Annotated in this window: 19 protein-coding genes and 1 pseudogene; 11 read left to right on the forward strand and 9 right to left on the reverse strand. The window is 39.9% G+C overall.

The window, feature by feature from the left end; all coding sequences use genetic code 11:
* Window positions 1-64 precede the first annotated feature (64 nt).
* Together LG336_RS13790 and LG336_RS13795 are read right to left on the reverse strand one after the other, a co-directional pair.
* On the reverse strand, window positions 65-820 hold the full coding sequence (locus LG336_RS13790) for a GTP cyclohydrolase II (protein ID WP_404328091.1): 756 nt from the start codon (window positions 818-820) through the stop codon (window positions 65-67).
* Window positions 821-925: 105 nt separating this feature from the next.
* Entirely contained in the window at window positions 926-1075 is a 150-nt protein-coding gene (locus tag LG336_RS13795; protein ID WP_404328092.1) for a hypothetical protein, read from the reverse strand.
* A 570-nt stretch (window positions 1076-1645) separates the two neighbouring features.
* On the opposite strand from LG336_RS13795, the gene LG336_RS13800 reads away from it, so the two are divergent.
* Window positions 1646-2290: a glycosyltransferase gene (locus LG336_RS13800; protein ID WP_404328093.1), complete on the forward strand. Its 645-nt coding sequence runs from the start codon at window positions 1646-1648 to the stop codon at window positions 2288-2290.
* A gap of 191 nt (window positions 2291-2481) precedes the next feature.
* Here the strand turns inward: LG336_RS13800 and LG336_RS13805 are convergent, their stop codons facing one another.
* A complete protein-coding gene (locus LG336_RS13805; protein WP_404328094.1) occupies window positions 2482-3075 on the reverse strand; it encodes a peroxiredoxin in 594 nt (197 codons plus the stop codon).
* 355 nt (window positions 3076-3430) lie between these two features.
* Between LG336_RS13805 and LG336_RS13810 the strand changes: the two genes are divergently transcribed.
* The 3 genes from LG336_RS13810 to LG336_RS13820 all read left to right on the forward strand — a co-directional run bounded on the left by LG336_RS13810 (window position 3431) and on the right by LG336_RS13820 (window position 5361).
* The gene (locus tag LG336_RS13810; RefSeq protein WP_404328095.1) at window positions 3431-4162 is read left to right on the forward strand and encodes a TIGR02206 family membrane protein; all 732 of its coding nucleotides are present in this window, start codon (window positions 3431-3433) and stop codon (window positions 4160-4162) included.
* A 450-nt stretch (window positions 4163-4612) separates the two neighbouring features.
* On the forward strand, window positions 4613-4867 hold the full coding sequence (locus LG336_RS13815) for a hypothetical protein (protein ID WP_404328096.1): 255 nt from the start codon (window positions 4613-4615) through the stop codon (window positions 4865-4867).
* A 347-nt stretch (window positions 4868-5214) separates the two neighbouring features.
* A complete protein-coding gene (locus LG336_RS13820; protein ID WP_404333162.1) occupies window positions 5215-5361 on the forward strand; it encodes a LysM peptidoglycan-binding domain-containing protein in 147 nt (48 codons plus the stop codon).
* Between the two features lie 293 nt (window positions 5362-5654).
* Here the strand turns inward: LG336_RS13820 and LG336_RS13825 are convergent, their stop codons facing one another.
* From LG336_RS13825 to LG336_RS13835, 3 genes are all read right to left on the reverse strand, one after another.
* Window positions 5655-6203: a hypothetical protein gene (locus LG336_RS13825; protein WP_404328097.1), complete on the reverse strand. Its 549-nt coding sequence runs from the start codon at window positions 6201-6203 to the stop codon at window positions 5655-5657.
* A 263-nt stretch (window positions 6204-6466) separates the two neighbouring features.
* A complete protein-coding gene (locus LG336_RS13830) occupies window positions 6467-7441 on the reverse strand; it encodes a bile acid:sodium symporter family protein (protein ID WP_404328098.1) in 975 nt (324 codons plus the stop codon).
* Between the two features lie 4 nt (window positions 7442-7445).
* Window positions 7446-8837, reverse strand: coding sequence for an FAD-binding oxidoreductase (locus LG336_RS13835; protein ID WP_404328099.1), 1392 nt, complete (start codon window positions 8835-8837; stop codon window positions 7446-7448).
* 202 nt (window positions 8838-9039) lie between these two features.
* On the opposite strand from LG336_RS13835, the gene LG336_RS13840 reads away from it, so the two are divergent.
* Window positions 9040-9762, forward strand: a complete 723-nt coding sequence (locus LG336_RS13840) for a FadR/GntR family transcriptional regulator (protein ID WP_404328100.1) — start codon at window positions 9040-9042, stop codon at window positions 9760-9762.
* Between the two features lie 196 nt (window positions 9763-9958).
* Here LG336_RS13840 and LG336_RS13845 read toward each other — a convergent pair whose 3' ends face one another.
* From LG336_RS13845 to LG336_RS13855, 3 genes are all read right to left on the reverse strand, one after another.
* Window positions 9959-10903: an SDR family NAD(P)-dependent oxidoreductase gene (locus LG336_RS13845; protein WP_404328101.1), complete on the reverse strand. Its 945-nt coding sequence runs from the start codon at window positions 10901-10903 to the stop codon at window positions 9959-9961.
* 38 nt (window positions 10904-10941) lie between these two features.
* Complete coding sequence (locus tag LG336_RS13850; protein ID WP_404328102.1) at window positions 10942-11289, reverse strand: DUF4260 domain-containing protein; 348 nt, start codon at window positions 11287-11289, stop codon at window positions 10942-10944.
* A 539-nt stretch (window positions 11290-11828) separates the two neighbouring features.
* Window positions 11829-12869, reverse strand: coding sequence for an NAD(P)-dependent alcohol dehydrogenase (locus LG336_RS13855; protein ID WP_404328103.1), 1041 nt, complete (start codon window positions 12867-12869; stop codon window positions 11829-11831).
* A gap of 342 nt (window positions 12870-13211) precedes the next feature.
* Here LG336_RS13855 and LG336_RS13860 point away from each other — a divergent pair, with 342 nt between their 5' ends.
* The 6 genes and pseudogenes from LG336_RS13860 (at window position 13212) to LG336_RS13885 (ending at window position 19407) form a co-directional block, all read left to right on the forward strand.
* The gene (locus tag LG336_RS13860; RefSeq protein WP_404328104.1) at window positions 13212-13622 is read left to right on the forward strand and encodes a MerR family transcriptional regulator; all 411 of its coding nucleotides are present in this window, start codon (window positions 13212-13214) and stop codon (window positions 13620-13622) included.
* Window positions 13623-13837: 215 nt separating this feature from the next.
* Window positions 13838-14092, forward strand: a pseudogene (locus tag LG336_RS13865) (MFS transporter); the annotation flags it as partial.
* 336 nt (window positions 14093-14428) lie between these two features.
* Window positions 14429-15250, forward strand: coding sequence for a 5'-methylthioadenosine/adenosylhomocysteine nucleosidase (locus tag LG336_RS13870; protein ID WP_404328105.1), 822 nt, complete (start codon window positions 14429-14431; stop codon window positions 15248-15250).
* Window positions 15251-15890: 640 nt separating this feature from the next.
* The gene (locus LG336_RS13875) at window positions 15891-16883 is read left to right on the forward strand and encodes a thiamine pyrophosphate-dependent dehydrogenase E1 component subunit alpha (RefSeq protein WP_404328106.1); all 993 of its coding nucleotides are present in this window, start codon (window positions 15891-15893) and stop codon (window positions 16881-16883) included.
* A gap of 65 nt (window positions 16884-16948) precedes the next feature.
* On the forward strand, window positions 16949-17980 hold the full coding sequence (locus LG336_RS13880) for an alpha-ketoacid dehydrogenase subunit beta (protein ID WP_404333163.1): 1032 nt from the start codon (window positions 16949-16951) through the stop codon (window positions 17978-17980).
* A gap of 158 nt (window positions 17981-18138) precedes the next feature.
* Window positions 18139-19407: a dihydrolipoamide acetyltransferase family protein gene (locus tag LG336_RS13885; RefSeq protein WP_404328107.1), complete on the forward strand. Its 1269-nt coding sequence runs from the start codon at window positions 18139-18141 to the stop codon at window positions 19405-19407.
* Window positions 19408-19409: the final 2 nt, after the last annotated feature.

Here is a 19409-nt window from a genome sequence, read left to right on the forward strand (position 1 = left end):
TCAAGAGACTGACCCAAAATATACCTACGATAAATTATTGAACTAACGAATCGAACCCTTGAGATTAGTCATTGCAACAGGTATCCTCATCTCTAATGTGTCCTGAACGATTAATTTTTGTTTCAAGATATCTTTCATTATACTCTGATACATCGCCCCATAACGGTTCTCTTCCTGATACAGGTAAGCCCGAGTTCTTTAAAGCTTCCACCTTCTTGGGGTTGTTGGTAATGAGAGTAACCGGTTTCCCTCTCAATGCTTTTAATACCTGTACAGTATCACTGTAATTCCTTGAATCATCGACAAAACCAAGTGCTTGATTTGCTTCCACTGTGTCAAAGCCATTTTCCTGAAGGATATAAGCCATTGCTTTACTGAATAAGCCAATGCCTCTTCCTTCATGATTAGCTAAATAAAATAATGCCCCGGTACCATGTTCAACAATCATTTTCATAGATTGTTTTAATTGAAACCCACAGTCACATCGTTTACTACCAAAAATATCACCTGTATGACAAATCGAATGCATACGAATAATCGCATCATCTCCATATTCAAAGTCGCCATAAGTGAGAACACTCGATTGTTGAAGTTCAGCTAAATTGACAGAGGATAACTTATTTATAATCCTTTCAAAATCCTCCGTTACTTCGTCACAATTTAGCCAGCAATACCATTTAAATTCTGCGGTTTCTCCATACAAATTAACAGGTAGCTTAATTGGACCTACTAAATAAATTGCCCCCTTTTCAGTTTTTATTAGTTGAATTTTATCTTCTAAGATAGGAAGAACGTTGGAATCGAATTTTGTCTTTGCCATCAAATCACTCCCTTTTGTATATTTTGGAGTTTTTACATAAAATTAGATAAATAATTTTAAATTGATGTGAAAAGGTGGGTACATTTCTTTCACTTCTTTTTAACCCTACCTACTAAACCTTTTTCCAGCCTCCAGTGCCGTCTGATTAGCTGTTTCTTGGATTGCTTCATCCTGATCTGCATTCGTATTCTTAATTGCTGTTTCTTCACTTATAATCCGTTTATTTTTTGAGGTAGAGTTCCTATTCTGTCTCATATTGAAACATCTCCTTTAGCAAATTAAATAAGCACTCACAAGTACATTACTGGAACGAGTCCAAGCAGTTACTTGCCTTCATAGATAGGGCTTTTTAAGGATAATGAACTTTTTCATTTTCAGAGCACTGTATGGCTTATCAAATCTAAATATAAACAGGTGTAGTTTTTCCTTATGCATCGTTTCTAATCCACAGTATGAATAATTTAAAGAAGAGCTGGAACAAAGTCACTGTGACAACCTGAAAAATCTCGTTTCAAGAGTGTTCCACAGAAGGAAGTTGATTTTGGACATTTAATAAGGCTAGAAAATATAAAAGAACAAAAGTGTCAAATGTATTTAGAACCCTGTATGTATTGAAGTAACAAATCTGAGATAACAGCCCTGCTGGGACGGGCGCTTAAACTAGATAGGAAGTACCATAATGGGTGTCAGGCACCATCCAATTATCTCGAAGGTACCTGACACCAGTAATTTCCTAAAATAATAACTCTTACAGTTCAAGGAATGAAATAATCCCCTATACCAATAATAAAAAGGAAACTTTTCATTATGGAAGGAGAAGGCTTGATGAAAAAAGGATTGATATCGGGAATGACGTTGATATTTCTAATAACTATGTTAGCAGGGTCATTTAGTGCCGAAGCCGAAACACAAGAACAATGTATCAGCCAATCAGAGGTAAAGTTTAAAAATGAATTCAGGAGACTTTGGATTGATCATGTATTGTGGACAAGTAATTATATCACCAGTTCAACAACAGCAGGAGCAGAGGATCAAATGCAGGTTCTAGCAAGGCTTCTAAAAAATCAGGAGGATATTGGTAATGCTATAAAGCCGTTATACGGTGAGAAAGCCGGGAACAAACTTACGGATTTGCTTAAGGAGCATATTGTTATTGCCGGAAAGATTGTAGATGCAGCTAAAAACGGGAAAGAAAACATAGTAAATCAACTAAACAAAGAATGGTATAGAAATGCAGATGATATAGCGGCGTTCCTTAGTGGTGCTAATCCTCATTTAAAAAATGAAGATCTAAAAGAATCTTTATATATGCATCTGGAATTAGTAACAAATGATTTATCAGCAAGCTTAGAAAAAGATTGGGAAGCAAGAATTGTTTCGATTGATGAAGGGGTTACACATATAATCTTAATGGCCGATGCTATTTCTTCTGGAGTTGTGAAGCAGTTTCCGGAGAAGTTTAACAAATAATCTTAAGAAGCTCCGGCAATGTGCTGAAGCTTCTTTTAGTGTTGCTATGGGACATTATAAGTTGAAGTACCTGTCACACCCCGAATAATCTTGTTTCACATAAATGTTACGCAATACAGAACACACACTGGTTAATTACCACTGTGTGCCAAGAGTTACTATTTATTTAAAATTCGATTATTAGATAGCCCTCAAATTTTACCAATGTACTTTGGATCCCTAATAATTCCGGGTTGACCTGGTACCCAATTAGCAGGGACTCCTTCCCCGGTCTTTCTGCCATATTGTATTCCTTGAATTATTCTTAAAATCTCGTAAACATTTCGACCAACTTCCGGTGGATTTACGAACCTGGTAACAATTGTACCCTCTGGATCGATTATAATGGTTGCTCTAAATGTAGCCCCAGTTTTTTCATTAAACACTCTGTATGCTTTACTAATCTTCTGAGTTCGGTCACTTAATAGTGGAAACGTCACCTGAGAGGCGGAAGGAGACACCTCCGTAAAAACTTTATGAGAATAGACACTGTCAGTACTTATAGCAAGTACTTCGGTATTTAGGGCCCTCAGTTTAGGATTAATAGCAGCGACCGCTGCCAATTCTGTCGGTCAAACAAAAGTAAAATCACTCGAATAAAAAAATAGAATCACCCATTTTCCACGATAGCTTTCTAGGCGAATTTCTTTCATTTTCTTTTCTACATTGTCGTAAGCTTCCGCCACAAACATGGGTGCTTTATCAGTTGTTTGTGCACAAAATGGTTGTACGCAGTCTTCATACATTTGGCATGACCTCCTTATCAAAAAGTTCAACTCATTTATCCTTATGTATCAGACAAATTTTTGGTGTTTTTACCTTTTTGAACACAAACCATCTCTAATGATTGCAGTACATGTCACAACCCGAGAAACGGGAACTTCGAATCTTTTTTGCTATAAATTACGGGATCCGGCTTGACACAGAACGTCTACCACCAACAGACTCCAATAAGAACAATTTCAGATAAATACCCCTCAAAAAAATCATAATTAGGAATTTAAAGGAAATAATATAACCACTAATTCTTGTAATGGTTTCTTTTTTTTCGATTCATTCTTCATTGTTTTGATATAAAAAATTTACTAGGGGTTGAAAATATTGGGCTGGTTTGGCCGGAGTAATAAGTTTTTTGAATTTAATATGTATGCTCAAAGCCATTTGGTTATATTAGCCATTTATATTTTAATGACAGTTGTTATTTTCATTCGTTCTAAAAAATGGAATGATAAGGAATGGAGAAGGACAGAAATTGGAGTAGCCATTTCGTTGATTTTGTTCGAAATAACAAATCAACTATGGATGTATGTGAATGGTGTGTGGAAAATAGGTCGTTCCTTACCCTTGGAATTGTGTAATATCGGTCTAATATTGTGCGTCATTTTACTATTGACCAAGAAAAAAGTGATTTTTGAACTATTATTTTTTATTGCTATATTGGGTGCAAACCAAGCAATATTTACTCCTGCTTTAACCTATGACTTTCCACATTTTCGATTTTTTCACTTTTTCTATACGCATTTGGTGATTGTGTGGGTGAGCTTATATTTTATGTGGGCCAAAAGGTATTCCCCAACACTCGGAACTACCATAAAACAGATCATTTTTATTAATTTACTTCTGCCAATTATTATGTTTGTTAATAAACATGCAAACGGAAATTACTGGTTTCTACGCCATAAACCTAAAAGCCCAAGTCTATTTGATTTGCTTGGTCCCTATCCTTGGTACATTTTTTCATTAGAAAGTTTATTAATTCTTTTAAGCTTAATTACATGGGCGATCTTACGTAAATGGGGTACAAACAAAGGGGATCGCTCACATACTCAATAGGTTCAGTCGTTATATTTTCTTTAATTTCCCTGATTCATCTCTCATTAAAATAGGATTATCTGCCAGAGAGAATGGATGATTACGGTCAGTTCCACTACACGATTACCTGGGACTGACCTCTCCAGCTAAGATTTTCCCCTTACTAAGGTTAATCAGTTCCACACCGGTTAAGTTCCCGTTGCTCGCAAAAAAGTGTTTCTGCTCATCCATTAGGCCACTCCCCGGCAAGGTGATTCATTTTCATTCCATATTTTACTATATTTTATAAAACTTTATAAATAAGAAATAAGCTCCGTCTAATCGACAGCGTATGTAAATCTCTTAGTTTCCTATTTTTAGCATGTTTCCTTTTGCAGGAAACAAGTTCACTGATCCTAAGTTTCTCAGCCTAAACACATTCACCCGTTTTAACATAGGCTAGTATTGTAAAGGAAAGGAGGTTGATGCCCATTGCCTAAGTATAGAAAAAAACCCATTATTGTTGAAGCTGTTAAGCTCACAAGATCTATTACAGTTGAAACATCCAATGGTACAATGAAGGGGCTCCCAGGAGATTATCTAATTACAGATGAAAACGGAGAACAATACCCTTGTGATAGAGATCAATTTGAAGCCGATTATGAGCTAGTTAAAGGACAAATTCATTTAAAAGAACTTTTTCAAAAATCCTTTATGTTTCTAAAAACAAAGATTTATAAAACATAACTGAATACAGTCAAAACTCAAATAATCATGTTTCACATTATTGTTCCACAACAACACTTCCTACCAACGGCTCCCCCCTATAATCAAAAGAAGCAAAGCTTAGTCACTTTGCTTCTTAATTTATTCCTCTAATGTTCAGTTTCGGCCAAACAATATTTCACCAAGCTACCGCAAACATGAGTCAGACCTACGAAGAGATTGGTCCCATATGAATCGAACGGCAAACAGTCTTGCAGGAAAAACCTTCTAAAGTGGACGGCAACATATATTTTTTTTATTGAAAAATACATATAAACAGATTCAGTATAACCATCCCATTAAATGGAGTGATTACTGTGCCAGTCATCATGAGGAAAACTTACATCTATACTGTCCGCCCAGGAGATACTGTGTATTCCATCGCGCAACGGTATCGGAGTTCGGTTCAAGAGATCCTACGAATCAATTATGATGGTAGCATACAAGACCTCATAAGAACCGGAGTGTATTTTTAAAAGGAAGGTTTTATACTATCCTTGATAAGCATATCCTATCTTTTGCTCCCATTTGCTTATATGTTTCGCCCCTGCTTGGCCGTACGGTCTGACCCTTAATCCAAAAAAATCAGCAGATTTTCCTCTGCTGATTCTTTTCATTATTTATTTTATAAAAATCGGTCTCTAACTCTATTCAACCTGAAGTGTTACTTAAAAATATCAAGCCTTACTTTTTCCACTTCTGGGCCAATTGGTCTTAATTTTTCCAACTCCCAGTTATCAACAAGGAGCGGAGGGTACGTCCCTTTGCTTTAGTTCTCCACTTCCTTCTTGAGACCTTTAAATCCAAGCCAGGCAAAGCTTAAACCGAATAAGAACAAGCTAAGAGGAATTCCGATTGGTAGCAAATCAATGATTGCTGCAACAGCTAATATTAATGATGGGATTCTTGCTAACACACCTTTAATTACAGACAAGATTCCAAACAATACAGCACTAATGGATAACAGCAAAAATGTAATCATATACCCTTCGCGAATTGGTGAGGGTGGTTCTGACTCCAACATTTCTGGAGCGATATTTTCAATTACCGGCATCACAAACGTTGCCATCCATTCGACACCAACTACTAAAGCCAACGCTACAAAGAAGAGGAAAAAGCTAATAAATCCAAAAACACCTGTTTCTTTTGCTTGTAATAGGTATAAGCCTACCAAGCCTAGTAAAGTAAATAGGGTCCCAGTTAGATTGAATATTGCCCCAAATTGTTCTTGGTCAAGCTGAAAAAGAATTCCACTTACAAACACAAGAAGGCCACCGAGAATGGCAAAATACAAAAGCCGATTCACAACATTGTTCATGTTCCTTTACCCCCTTCAATATTGAATTGTAAGCAAAACACTATCCATCTATAAATATTACAGAAATTCCCTTTTGAGTACAGTGCTCAAAAATATTTAGTTGCATTGCCTAACACAACCCTAAGAGTTTAAAAAAAACCTCCATTAATTGACAAAACTATAAAAAACAAAACCCATACTTTCTAAACACTTCCAGAATGGAAAGTGCAAAAAGCATGGGTTCGTTTCTCCACCATAGTAAACTTGTAAGGTCTTAATAGGTTTTATATTTTCACTTCAACCGAACGATCCACCGTCTCTTCCTCCCTGCTAACGGCAGGTTTTTTCGACCAATATGTCGCAAGAATCGGCCCGGAAATATTATGCCATGCAGCAGCGAGTACGCTTGGAAGTGCTGCCAATGGTCCAAAGTGTGCCGTTGCGAGCGCAACGCCTAAACCGGAGTTCTGCATACCAACTTCAATGGCAATGGCTCTTCGATTGACTTCATCCTGTCCAAGCGCTTTTCCTGCAAAATAGCCTAGCAAAAGTCCGAATCCATTGTGAAGCATGACAGCAGTAAAAATCAGCAGTCCGGATGTGGCAATGGTTGCTGAATTACCTGATACGACTGCGGCTACAATCGTGATAATAGCCGTTACCGAAATGAGCGGTAAAACCGATAAGCTCTTTTCCACTGCCACCGGGAAAAATTTCTTGATTATCAGACCCAAAACAATGGGAACGATGATGACCTGTACAATAGACTTAAACATGGCAACCGCATCAACCGGCATCCATTGTCCTGCCAACAAAAGGAGAATGAGCGGTGTCATAATCGGTGCCAATAGAGTTGAAATGGAAGTCATGGCTATGGACAGTGGTACATTTCCCTTTGCCAGAAATACCATAACGTTAGAGGCTGTTCCCCCTGGTACACAGCCAAGCAAAACCAAGCCGGCTGCTAATTCTGCAGGCAAGTTCAAAAGTTTCGCAATCGAGAAAGCAACAAGCGGCATGATTAAGAATTGTGCACAAACACCGATAAAAACAGGCAGCGGTTTGGTAAAGACGATTTTAAAATCGACCGCCTTCAATGTAAGCCCCATACCAAACATAACGACACCAAGGAGGATGGTGATATAACCCCCTAACCCCAAAAATGGGTCTGGAATCATGAAGGCAATAGCTGATACTAAGATCACCCAAACGGCAAAATATTTTCCTGCAAGGGTACTGATTGCTTCTAATACCTTCATATCTTCACCCTCTTTCTTTTGTCTTTAAAATTTTATTTGGATTAAAAAGATTGTCTGGATCAAGCGCCTGTTTGATTTTTTCCATTACCTGAAGAGCCTGTCCATGTTCTTGTTGCTGATATTTCTGCTTGCCAACCCCTACGCCATGCTCACCCGTGCAGGTTCCGTCTCTCTCTAGGGCATAAAGGACAATTTGTTCATTGAACTTTTCAGCACTAGCAATTTCTTCCGGGTTACTCATATCAATCATCAGGAGAACATGATAATTCCCATCCCCCACATGCCCCACGATTCCTCCAGGAAGTCCCAGCGAATCGACTGCTTCCCTTGCATGGCTTATCGCGCCAGAAAGTTCTGAAATTGGTAAGCAGACATCCGTCACCATCATTTTCTTCCCTGGGTGGCCGTGAATATAAGCATAAGCAAGATTATGCCTGGCCTCCCACAAACGATTTCTCGCTGCATTATCTGTTTCGAATTCAATATCAAGACAATGATGCTCTTCGACAATTTCTCTTGTGAACGCTACATCCTGCTTCAAGCCTGCTTCATTGCCGTGAAACTCCAAAAATAGGGTTGGGCTTTCTTTATAGCTTGTGCCGCTAAACAGGTTCACCTGCTTCATAGAGGTTTCATCAACTAGCTCCACCCTAGCAATCGGAACACCTGCCTGTAAAATGGAAACAACTGCTTCCACTGCATCGTTCAATGAAGGGAAAGAAGCTCTCGCCGCCATTACATGTTCTGGTATTCCGTATACTCTTAACGTCAGTTCCGTAAAGCAGCCAAGCGTCCCCTCTGAACCAACGAATAACCCATTCAAATGGTATCCCGATGAAGACTTAGCGGCTAAATTGCCTGTATGGATGATGGACCCATCTGCCACAACCACTTCGAGATCCCGCACCTGATCACGCATGACTCCATATTTGACCGAAGTCGTTCCACTTGCATTGGTTGCCGCCATTCCTCCAAGCGTAGCATCAGCCCCAGGGTCCACAGAGAAAAATAGCCCATATTTTTTTAATTCTTTGTTCAGCTGCGTGCGAGTCACACCAGGCTGGACTCTTACAAGGAAATCATTCTCGCGTACTTCCAGGATTTTATTCATTAATGAAAAATCAATCGTAATGCCATTTTCGTATGGGATGACATGTCCCTCAAGACTGGATCCCAATCCAAAAGGAACGACTGGAACCTTATATTTGTTTGCCAGCTGCACAATTTCACTGACCTGCTGTGCTGTTTCTGGAAAAACAACAAGATCGGGAAGACTCTCCCTATGGTAGGATTCGTCCCTTCCATGCAATTCTCTTACTGTCTGATTTTCTGTTATCTGCTCCTCAGACAGAACCCCTTTTAAAGCATTTACGATGTTGGCGCTAGTTGTTTCCATCCTCTACTCCTACTTTCTTCTACTAAAAAATTTGGTCAAACCAATGATGCAATTGGTCCAACAAGTTAAGTTAATTATACTAACTTATCAGAAGAATTCAATTATTTATTTTATTCTTTTTTTAAGTCTTGCTTAATAGATTTAATATTTGTTACATTTAGAACAGTTTAATAAGGCCTATTTTGAAAAGAGGTTACGGTGAATGGTGGAGAGGAAAAAGACCTATCTAGTCCTAGTAGATAAAATGACAGAATGCTATTTGGCAGGAAATCTTAAACCGGGTGAAAGGCTGCCCTCAGAAAGAGAATTGGCAGGCCAATTCAATGTCAGTCGGACAACCATAAGGGAAGCCTTAAGGGCTATGGAATTGAACGGGCTGATTGAAATCCGGCATGGAGGCGGAAGCTATGTTAAAGTCCCTGCATTCCAATCTAGAAAAGAAGAGATCATTACAGCCGTGAAATCAGAAAACCCACTAGTCTATGAAATGCTCGAACTCAGGCGTGCATTAGAAGTGGAAGCCGCCTATCTTGCAGCAAAGAGAGTCACATCAACTGACCTAGAAAAACTTAGTACAGCTTTGAATGATATGGCTCTGTCCAAACAGAATCCAGAGCTTGGTCTAAAAGCGGACCTCGATTTTCACATTGGAATTGCAGAGGCCACCCATAATTCGATTTTCATAGAATTGATGGATACCCTAAGGGGACATATGGAGGATACGATTAAAGCGACTCAGAATCATCGCTTTATGGATCCGTCTCGTTACGTAGATACGATGGAGGAACATAAGGAAATCTATCTTACCATTGCTTCAGGTCATGCGAGTAGAGCGAAGGAATTGATGGAGGAGCATATTACGAAGGTTAGAGAAGAATTGGTGGAATCGATGGTGGTTGGGATAGGGAGATCGGATGTTGAGTAATTATTTCCGTAAATGAGCACATAGAAGCATGGGGCAGTTCTCCTGCTTCAATTTTGCTTCCAACTGATAAAACCTTTTTGCTTTTATCAGGTTAATTTTTATTTTGACTTATCTTGGAAGTTCATAACATAAGAAAAAGCACCACGAAGGATGCTGAGTGGTTAATCTCGTTGGTCAATGGTAATTGATCCTCTAATCACACCTCAACGGCGGTTAATTTTGAACATAACTCCCATACCAGCTCCATGTTTCGTTCGCTGGCTGCGTATTTTGGATAGACAGTCTGGTCGAAAAATTGCTTCATTTGTTCTCTTGGGGTGTCAGGATAATGTGATGGCTGCATGATGGTTCGCTTGGCGTTGATCAGTTTACCGGTGATTCCTTTGAATTCATTTGATGTGCAAAGATGGAAATAGGTGTCGGCCATTGTTTCCTGTGGGGCACTGAACAGGTTCTGGACTCTTGCGGCGACTTTCCAGCCTGATTCCATCTTTTGGATGGTCTCCTTCGAGAGTTTGATAGCCGAAATCTGAATGGCGTTGACAGATATGTGTCTGTCTTTCAGTTCTTCCGCCAGCTTGAATGTAAGCATCACCAAAGCCATCTTGGAGTCGCCATACATCTTATAGGTGCTATAGGGGCGGTTGTCCTCGAATTCTCCCTGGAGGTTGTCGAATTCTATTTTTCGTTTCGGGTCAAAGAAATGTCGGATATTGGTCGTGCAGGCATGGAGAATCCGCGCATCGTCCGAGTTCGCCAGCTGGTCCGCCAGCAATTTTGTCAGCAAGAAAGGACCGACGACGTTGGTGGCGAAAGACAATTCAATTCCATCACCGCTCAGCTGGTAGTTTTTATTGCCATGATTCAGAAAGGCTGCATTATGGATGAGAATGTCGAGCTTTGGATAGGTTTCCTTCACGGAAGAATGAAATTGGTGTATGGACACAATCGAAGAGATGTCCAGCTGCAGAAGGTCAATTTGTGGATTATTAGTTGCTTCGATGATTTCCTGCTGGACATTTTTGCTTTTTTCAAGATTGCGGCAAGCCATGACGACCCTGTATCCCTCTTCCGCAAACCTGTAGGCCGCTGCCTTGCCAATCCCAGAGTTGGCACCTGTGATAATGACGACTTTATCCATTTCCCCATTCCCCCATTTAAATGAATTGAAGCAATTAGTCACACCCTATTTAAATGTGTATCTTTAAAATGTGTTGGGTATTTCAGTCCATAGCCCAGCATTCTGTCCATTCCTATATGGGCGGTCCAGATCAAACCTATGGCGATAATGATTGAGTTTGATAATAATAGTCCCGATATCACGAGAATGATGGATATACTATATGTATGGAATAAGTTGTAGACCTTGGCTCCCGTTTTGTGATTGAATGCATAACCAGCCATTGAAATGTCCGGGAGAAACAGCAAAACCAAAAACAATGCCCAGCTGAATTGAAAGTATGCATAGAGATAAAGGCATAATGCTAGCACTGCCATTCCCTCCGTATGCAAAAGTTTCTTATTCATACGATTTCCCCCTATCTAAAGAACTATATTCTTCATCATTCAGGAAATTCCTTTTAAATAGAAGACGGTCTTTTGCTTTCGTTAAAAGTCACTGGGACAACCCGATATTTCTTATTACACGAAAATGTTCCACAACATTCGGTGTCGTTTATACGTAAAACCGGGAACCATCCCATATATTCAAAACTGCACGATACTGTTTCCTACTTTATTCTTATAGACCATAAAAATAAAAGCCCCGCAGAAATTAACTCCTGTGGGGATACGATCAAATTAAGTCGTTAGATTTCTTTTATTGTACGATTGACTATATGTTCATATTTTTGAGTTGGAGTGCCTGTCACCCCTCGAAGAAACTTGTTTCACAACAATCTTCCACAAAACAAAAAACTAGAAAAAAAGGGGTCAGTCCCCTAGCGATGTAAAGCGTTACTTTATTGGGGGACTGACCCCGAAAACAGAAAGCCAAGCAAGTTGCCCCAAAAACCTAGACTTTTAGGACATCTTATCCATTCCATTAAAACATAGAATGAGGCTCCTTACATTGTACTCGTATCGATTACAAATCGATACTTCACATCTGAAGCTAGAACGCGTTTATAGGCTTCGTCAATTTGGTCGGCCGAAATCACTTCAATTTTAGGAGCAATGTTATGTTTCGCACAGAAATCCAACATTTCTTGAGTCTCACGGATACCGCCAATCATTGAGCCTGCAAAGGAACGCCGATGACCGATAAGTGAGAACACATTTACTGGCAACGGCTCTGCAGGCGCACCAACATTTACTAGAGTTCCATCGAGCGTTAATAACGAGAGATAAGCACTAATATCGAGTTTTGCACTTACCGTGTTAATGATTAGGTCAAAAGCATCTTGAAGTTTTTCGAATGTTTCTGGATCGCTTGTGGCATAGTAGTGGTCTGCACCCATTTGTAAGCCGTCGTCCTTTTTTTTCAATGTTTGGGACAGCACAGTCACCTCAGCACCCATGGCATGTGCAATTTGGACAGCCATATGACCGAGACCGCCCAACCCAACAACGGCAACTTTCTTACCTGGTCCTGCATTCCAATGATTTAGTGGAGAATAGGTCGTAATGCCCGCGCAAAGTAATGGTGCTGCGACATCAAGCCCAATGTTATCAGGTATTCTGACTGCGAAGTCCTCCGTTACGACAATATGGGTAGAATAGCCACCCTGAGTTGGCTCGCCGTATTTGTCTACACCTGCGTATGTAGGGACATTGCCTTTTAGACAGTATTGTTCTTCTCCTTTACGGCAGTTCTCACATTCGCCGCAGGAGTCCACCATACATCCGACCCCTACACGGTCGCCGACCTTGTACTTTGTTACCTCTGCTCCTACATCCGTAACAATCCCCGCAATCTCGTGCCCAGGTACGAGTGGATAGTTCACCGGACCCCATTCGCCATGAGCAGTATGGATGTCAGAATGACAGATTCCTGCGAATTTAATTTCAATTAAAACATCATGTAAATCAAGATCGCGTCGTTTAATTTCAGCAGCTCGAAAGGATTTGTCTGGACCATCGATAGCTCGTGCTTTAGCCATTACCATAAAAAAACCTCCAATAATTGATCATTTTTAAGAGAAAAAGTTAGTACGGGTAAATATGGACAATTCAGGATGAGATTCATTTCTATCCCCGTCTTTCTTTTACAAAAACAATCGTAAACCTTATAGTTAACTCTAGGTCAAGTGGTTCACTTGGATTTTTTTGAGGAATTCCCCTATTATCTATTGAGCTGGCCGAGAGCTATTATTTGAGATAAGTACTTCTTTAATAATCAGAGGTAAACTCTCCTATCCTATAACATGACTTTGACTTTTCAGCAAATACCGTGATAAAATCCATAAATTCATAGAGTGAAACGATGTTATTAAAAAAGGAGATAAACGATGAAGACCTATTCAATCAGTGAAGTGGCAAAGGAATTAAATCTAACAGTTTATACCTTGCGTTATTACGATAAAGAGGGCCTTATGCCTTTTGTTGAACGGACAACCAGTGGAACACGTTTGTTTAAAGAATCCGATATCGGCGCTTTAAAAATAATAGAATGTCTGAAATCCACTGGAATGCCCATTAAGGAAATCAAACATTTTATCGATTGGTGTTCTGATGGGGATTCCACGCTGCAGCAAAGATATGACATGTTTATGGAACGAAGAGCTACTGTAGAAGCACAGATGGAAGAACTAAAAAAAACAATGGAACTCATTGAGCATAAATGCTTCTATTACAAGACTGCTTTGGATGCCGGAACGGAAGATATTCATAAAAACGATAAAATAGTGATCAATAATTAACAAAAAAACCACCTGTATTTCAATGTGTATTTGAAATACAGGTGGTTTTCTATTTTAAAATTCACCTCCAAAATGTCAACGAGTTACATTCATTTCACTTTTTTAGAATTTTTCACCAGGCACTAGACATCCCAATGATCCATACTCGGATAATAATTTAGATAATTCTGGGGTTAGTCCTAAAAAAAAACTTACTGCCTAATTGGAGATAGGAGATGTTTTTTTTTGCTAAACGAAATAATTTATCGATCTTCCTATTGACCATAGGAGTTTTCGGCATCTTAAATATCGAAATGGGAGTTATTGGGATGTTGTCTGACCTGGCTGAACACTAAAATGTCGGTGTATCGCAAGTAGAGTTGCTGGTCAGTCTTTTTGCCCTAGGAATTGCCATATCTGGTCGAACGATGCCGTTATTGTTTTCCGGTATCGCCCGCAAGAAGGTGATGTTACTCGTATTTCGTGTCTTCAAAATTCATTATGGAAGCAATGGCTGGTATGAAAAGCTTAAACAAGCTGACGTATGCACAATTGCAATTTCAGAACCACTCTTAAGTAACGCATTACCCCGCCGACAACCCAAATATTCACCCTAAAAACACTGCATTGGAAAAATGGGACAGGTAACTATCTCCTGATCCTTTTTTACCATATTCTATTAATTCCATAAAACATATTGATAAGGTAGCAGGTCTTGTTGTAGACTAAAACACGAACGTTAAATAAAATTTATTTTATAAACGTTCGTTTTTTTTTTTTTTTTGACTTGAAAACCATATTTATTACATCTGAGGGGGAAAATAATCATGAAAATCTTTAAAAACACAAAAATTCTTTTCGTGCTTGTCCTATTGAGTGGGTTATTAATAGGGTACTCACAACAAAGTGAGCAAAACGCATTAGCAAAATCAGCAAACAAAAAAGATAAAAGTATTGTTGGGATTATCGGACCGATGGCAGAAGAAATTGAAATCCTGCATTCTCATATGGATGTAAAGAAAACGGAAGAGATTGCTGGAATGACATTCTATGAAGGTACATTAAAAGGACAGAAGATTGTTCTTGTTCAATCAGGAATTGGGAAAGTAAATGCAACGATGGCAGCGCAACTTTTGGTGGATCATTTTGATGTAGATAAACTGATTAATTCTGGAATTGCTGGAGCCATTCATCCAGATGTAAACCTTGGGGATATTGTCATTTCCACCGATACCGTTCAGCATGATATGGATGAAACGGCAAAAGGTTACGAACCTGGTCTTATACCAGGATTCAAAACGGCATATTATCAGGCTGATGCTGAACTTATTTCTTTGGCAGAGGAAGCAGCAAATAATCTTCCAAACGGCACCAATGTGTTTAAAGGTAGAATTGCAACAGGTGACCAATTTATTGCTAGTGCGGAAAAAAGCCAGTGGATCCTTGATACATTCAATGCCTATGTAGTCGAAATGGAAGGTGGCGCTGTTGGACAGGTAGCGTATTTAAACAACATCCCTTACGTGGTCATCCGCTCAGCCTCAGATGATGCAGGTGAAGAAGCAGTTATGAAATGGGAAGACTTCAAACAAATGGCCGTAACAAACTCTTCTTCGATTATTGAAAATATGCTAGAGAATATGGAATAATAGCCAAAAAAGGGGTGTCCTAAAATTCTACTTTTGGGATACCTCTTTCTTTTGTCCATTGGAGCAGTGAATACCGGAGTTGGGGTGCCTGGTGTAGTTAATTGATAAAAACACCATAAAAAGGACCACCATTTTCATAGTAATATGGAAGTAACTTTAAGCTTTGTTAAACAGTCTGTTGATTTCCGCTTTAGGTGCTCAGCGAACAGCGGGACACTGAATGACATCATCGAATCTTCCCACGCACGAAAGAAATGCGATAGCATTTTTTGAGGAGTCAAGTGCCTTCCGCTCCACTCAACAGTTAGCAAAACAACACTGTCCTTTAACACATCCTTAAATTAAAATAACAAATTCTATTCAATCCTTTTTTATAATTGTTGGAGTGCCTGTCACCCCTCGAAGAATCTTGTTTCACAACAATCTTCCACAAAACAAAAAACTAGGAAAAAGGGGTCAGTCCCCTTCTTCCTGTCCAAAAAGAAGACGAAACGAGACACCAGTCTCATTTTGTCTCTTTTTTTATAACAAATTCCCTCACTAGTTTTCTTCAAAGTCTTCTACACCGGGTTTTTATAAAATGGCACAACTCTTGCATGATTGATAGGTGTAAAAATTTTTATCCAGGGAGGCTAAAACAATGGAAACATTGGAAAACAAAGCAGTCGCATTAACCGAGGATAAGGCACGTTGGATGTTCAAAAAGATGCTGGAGATTCGAAAATTTGAAGACAAGGTTCATGAGGTATTTGCGACAGGTGTCCTGCCAGGCTTTGTCCATCTGTATGCTGGTGAAGAAGCCGTTGCAGTTGGTGTTTGTGCCCATCTAACTGACAAGGACAGCATTACAAGCACCCATCGAGGACATGGACATTGTATTGCCAAAGGTTGTGATTTAAATGGAATGATGGCTGAAATATATGGAAAAGCGACAGGCTTATGCAAAGGCAAAGGTGGTTCGATGCATATTGCCGACCTTAACAAAGGCATGCTCGGCGCAAATGGAATCGTTGGCGGTGGCTTCCCGCTCGCTTGCGGTGCAGCGTTAACGGCTAAGTATAAAAAGACTGATAATGTAAGCGTTTGCTTCTTTGGAGATGGGGCTAATAACCATGGCACCTTCCATGAAGGGATTAACCTAGCAGCCATTTGGAAGCTTCCGGTCATATTTATAGCTGAAAATAACGGTTATGCCGAGGCTACACCTTTCTCCTATTCATCCAGCTGTAAGTCCATTGTGGATCGTGCCATTGGCTACAACATTCCAGGCATTAAAGTGGATGGCAAGGATGTACTTCAAGTGTATCAAGCTGCAGAAGAAGCGGTTCAAAGGGCACGCCGTGGCGAAGGTCCAACTTTGATTGAATGTGTTACTTACAGGAACTATGGCCATTTCGAAGGAGATGCCCAGACTTATAAAACGAACGAAGATAAAGTGGAACATAAAAATGAGAAAGATGCCATTGCCCTATTTAAACAACATCTATTAACAGAAGGTCTGCTAGCGGAAGAAGAATTGGTTGCGTTAGAAGAAGCGGTCAATCAAGCGGTTAAGGAAGCTGTAACGTTTAGCGAAAAGAGTCAATACCCTGATGCCTCCGAATTGTTAACCGATGTTTACGTGTCATATTAATCTATTCGATGACTAACCCACTCTTTTTACGTATTCTATTAATCCATTAAAAGGAGGAACGAATGATGGCTAGAGAATTAAGTATGTCTGCTGCGATTAATGAAGCAATTACGCTTGCAATGAGAAAAGATGAGGACGTTATTTTAATGGGAGAAGACGTCGCCGGCGGTGCTGAAGTGGATCATTTGCAAAATGAGGATGCATGGGGCGGTGTGCTGGGTGTCACAAAAGGATTGGTACAAGAATTTGGCCGCGAACGTATTCTTGATACCCCTATTGCTGAAGCGGGCTATATGGGAGCAGCGATGGCTGCAGCATCAACTGGTTTAAGACCAATTGCCGAACTCATGTTTAATGATTTTATTGGCAGCTGTCTAGATGAAGTCCTAAATCAAGGAGCGAAATTCCGCTATATGTTTGGAGGAAAAGCACAGGTTCCGGTGACAATCAGAACTATGCATGGTGCTGGATTTAGAGCGGCAGCCCAACATTCACAAAGCTTATATGCCTTATTTACCGCTATTCCTGGCTTAAAGGTTGTAGTCCCTTCTACCCCATACGAAGCTAAAGGCTTGCTTCTTGCTGCTATTGAAGATAATGACCCAGTTATCTTTTTTGAAGATAAGACCCTATATAATATGACCGGAGAAGTTCCTGAAGGATATTATACGATTCCGATTGGCAAAGCAGATATTAAGCGAGAAGGTTCTGATTTGACGATTGTCGCCATTGGTAAACAGGTTCAAACGGCCTTACAGGCAGCAGAACAACTTTCTGCAAAAGGAATTGAAGCTGAAGTCGTTGACCCTCGCAGCCTCTCTCCATTGGATGAAGAAACGATTCTTGAATCAGTGGCAAAAACCAATCGGCTGATTGTGATTGATGAAGCCAATCCACGGTGCAGTATTGCAACCGATATCGCGGCACTTGTTGCAGATAAAGGGTTTGACACACTAGATGCGCCAATTAAACGGATTACCGCTCCGCATACACCTGTACCGTTTTCACCTGTTTTGGAAGACCTATACCTTCCATCACCAGAAAAGGTAGTCGAAGTGGTTGCCGAGCTTTTAGGTGAGGCTGCCCTACAGAACTAGCTAACGCTAACGATCATTCACGAGCAAACCAAACCAAATTTTTTTAACTAAAGGTGGGAGTTTAAAACGGCGCAATCACTCTCAGAATAGCATCTTATCAAACTTAGAGATGTGCTCATGCTCCCCTTTTTTTCAAAAAAAAGAATGGAGAGAGATATATGGCAGTAGAAGTAGTAATGCCAAAGTTAGGAATGGCAATGAAAGAAGGAATCGTTTCAATCTGGAATAAAGAGATCGGCGATACAGTTTCCAAAGGCGAGCCCATTGCAAGCGTAAATTCGGAAAAAATTGAAATTGATTTAGAATCCCCTGCAGAGGGCACGCTTTTAAAAATTGCCGTCCCAGAAGGAGAAGGGGTCCCTCCTGGTACCGTTATTTGTTATATCGGAAACCAAGGGGAAGAAATCATGGCAGACACTAGTAAACCAGAGCTTCAAAAGCCAATAGAAGCAAACAACACCGACACTAATGTGAAAATAGAGCAGCATGTGAACCAACCTAATTTGACATCAAATCGTTTAAAAATTTCACCAGTTGCCCGAAAAATAGCTGAAGCTGCAAACCTTGATCTTGAAACCATTCAAGGTACAGGACCAGGAGGGAGAATTACAAAAGAAGATGTTCAGGAGGCAATCAAAAAACTTCAGACAACAAAAGATCAGCCTGAACCAATTAAAACGCAAATCCAGCAGGAGCCAGAACGTGAAAACGGTCTTTCAGATTCTCCTCCAGCTGAAGAAGTAAAACAGGTTCCAGTGAATGGAATGCGTAAAGTAATCGCAAGACGCATGTTCGACAGTATCCAAAATAGTGCACAGCTTACGATGACGATGAAAGCGGATGTAACGAAATTGCTTGACCTACAAAAACAATCTAATGAAGCGATTCAAAACCAGGAACAAATTAAGCTAACGATAACAGATTTTATTACTCGTGCCGTTGTACTAAGCCTAAAAAAGCATCCTCAAATGAACAGCGCTTATATTGACGAACAAATTCACTTATATCAAACTGTTCATCTAGGTTTGGCGGTTGCACTCGACAAAGGTCTAGTTGTACCGGTGATTCGCAATGCGGATGCATGCTCCCTTTTAGAACTCTCGAAAAATAGTAAAAGCCTTGCGAAACGGGCAAAAGACGGTCAGCTTACTAATGAAGAAATGCAGGGATCCACTTTTACGATTAGCAACCTTGGTGCATACGGGATTGAACACTTTACACCCATCTTAAATCCTCCGGAAACAGGCATTCTTGGTGTCAACTCCGTTACCGACACCCCTGTTTACATCGGTGAAAAATTAGAGCGGAGAACCATTTTGCCTCTCAGCCTGACATTTGACCACCGCGTCGTGGATGGAGCACCGGCTGCATTATTTTTACAAACAGTAAAGCAGTATTTAGAAGAACCCATTATGATGCTGTTATAGAA

It is taken from the genome of Mesobacillus maritimus (assembly GCF_044803185.1).
GTDB lineage: Bacteria > Bacillota > Bacilli > Bacillales > Cytobacillaceae > Mesobacillus_B > Mesobacillus_B maritimus_B.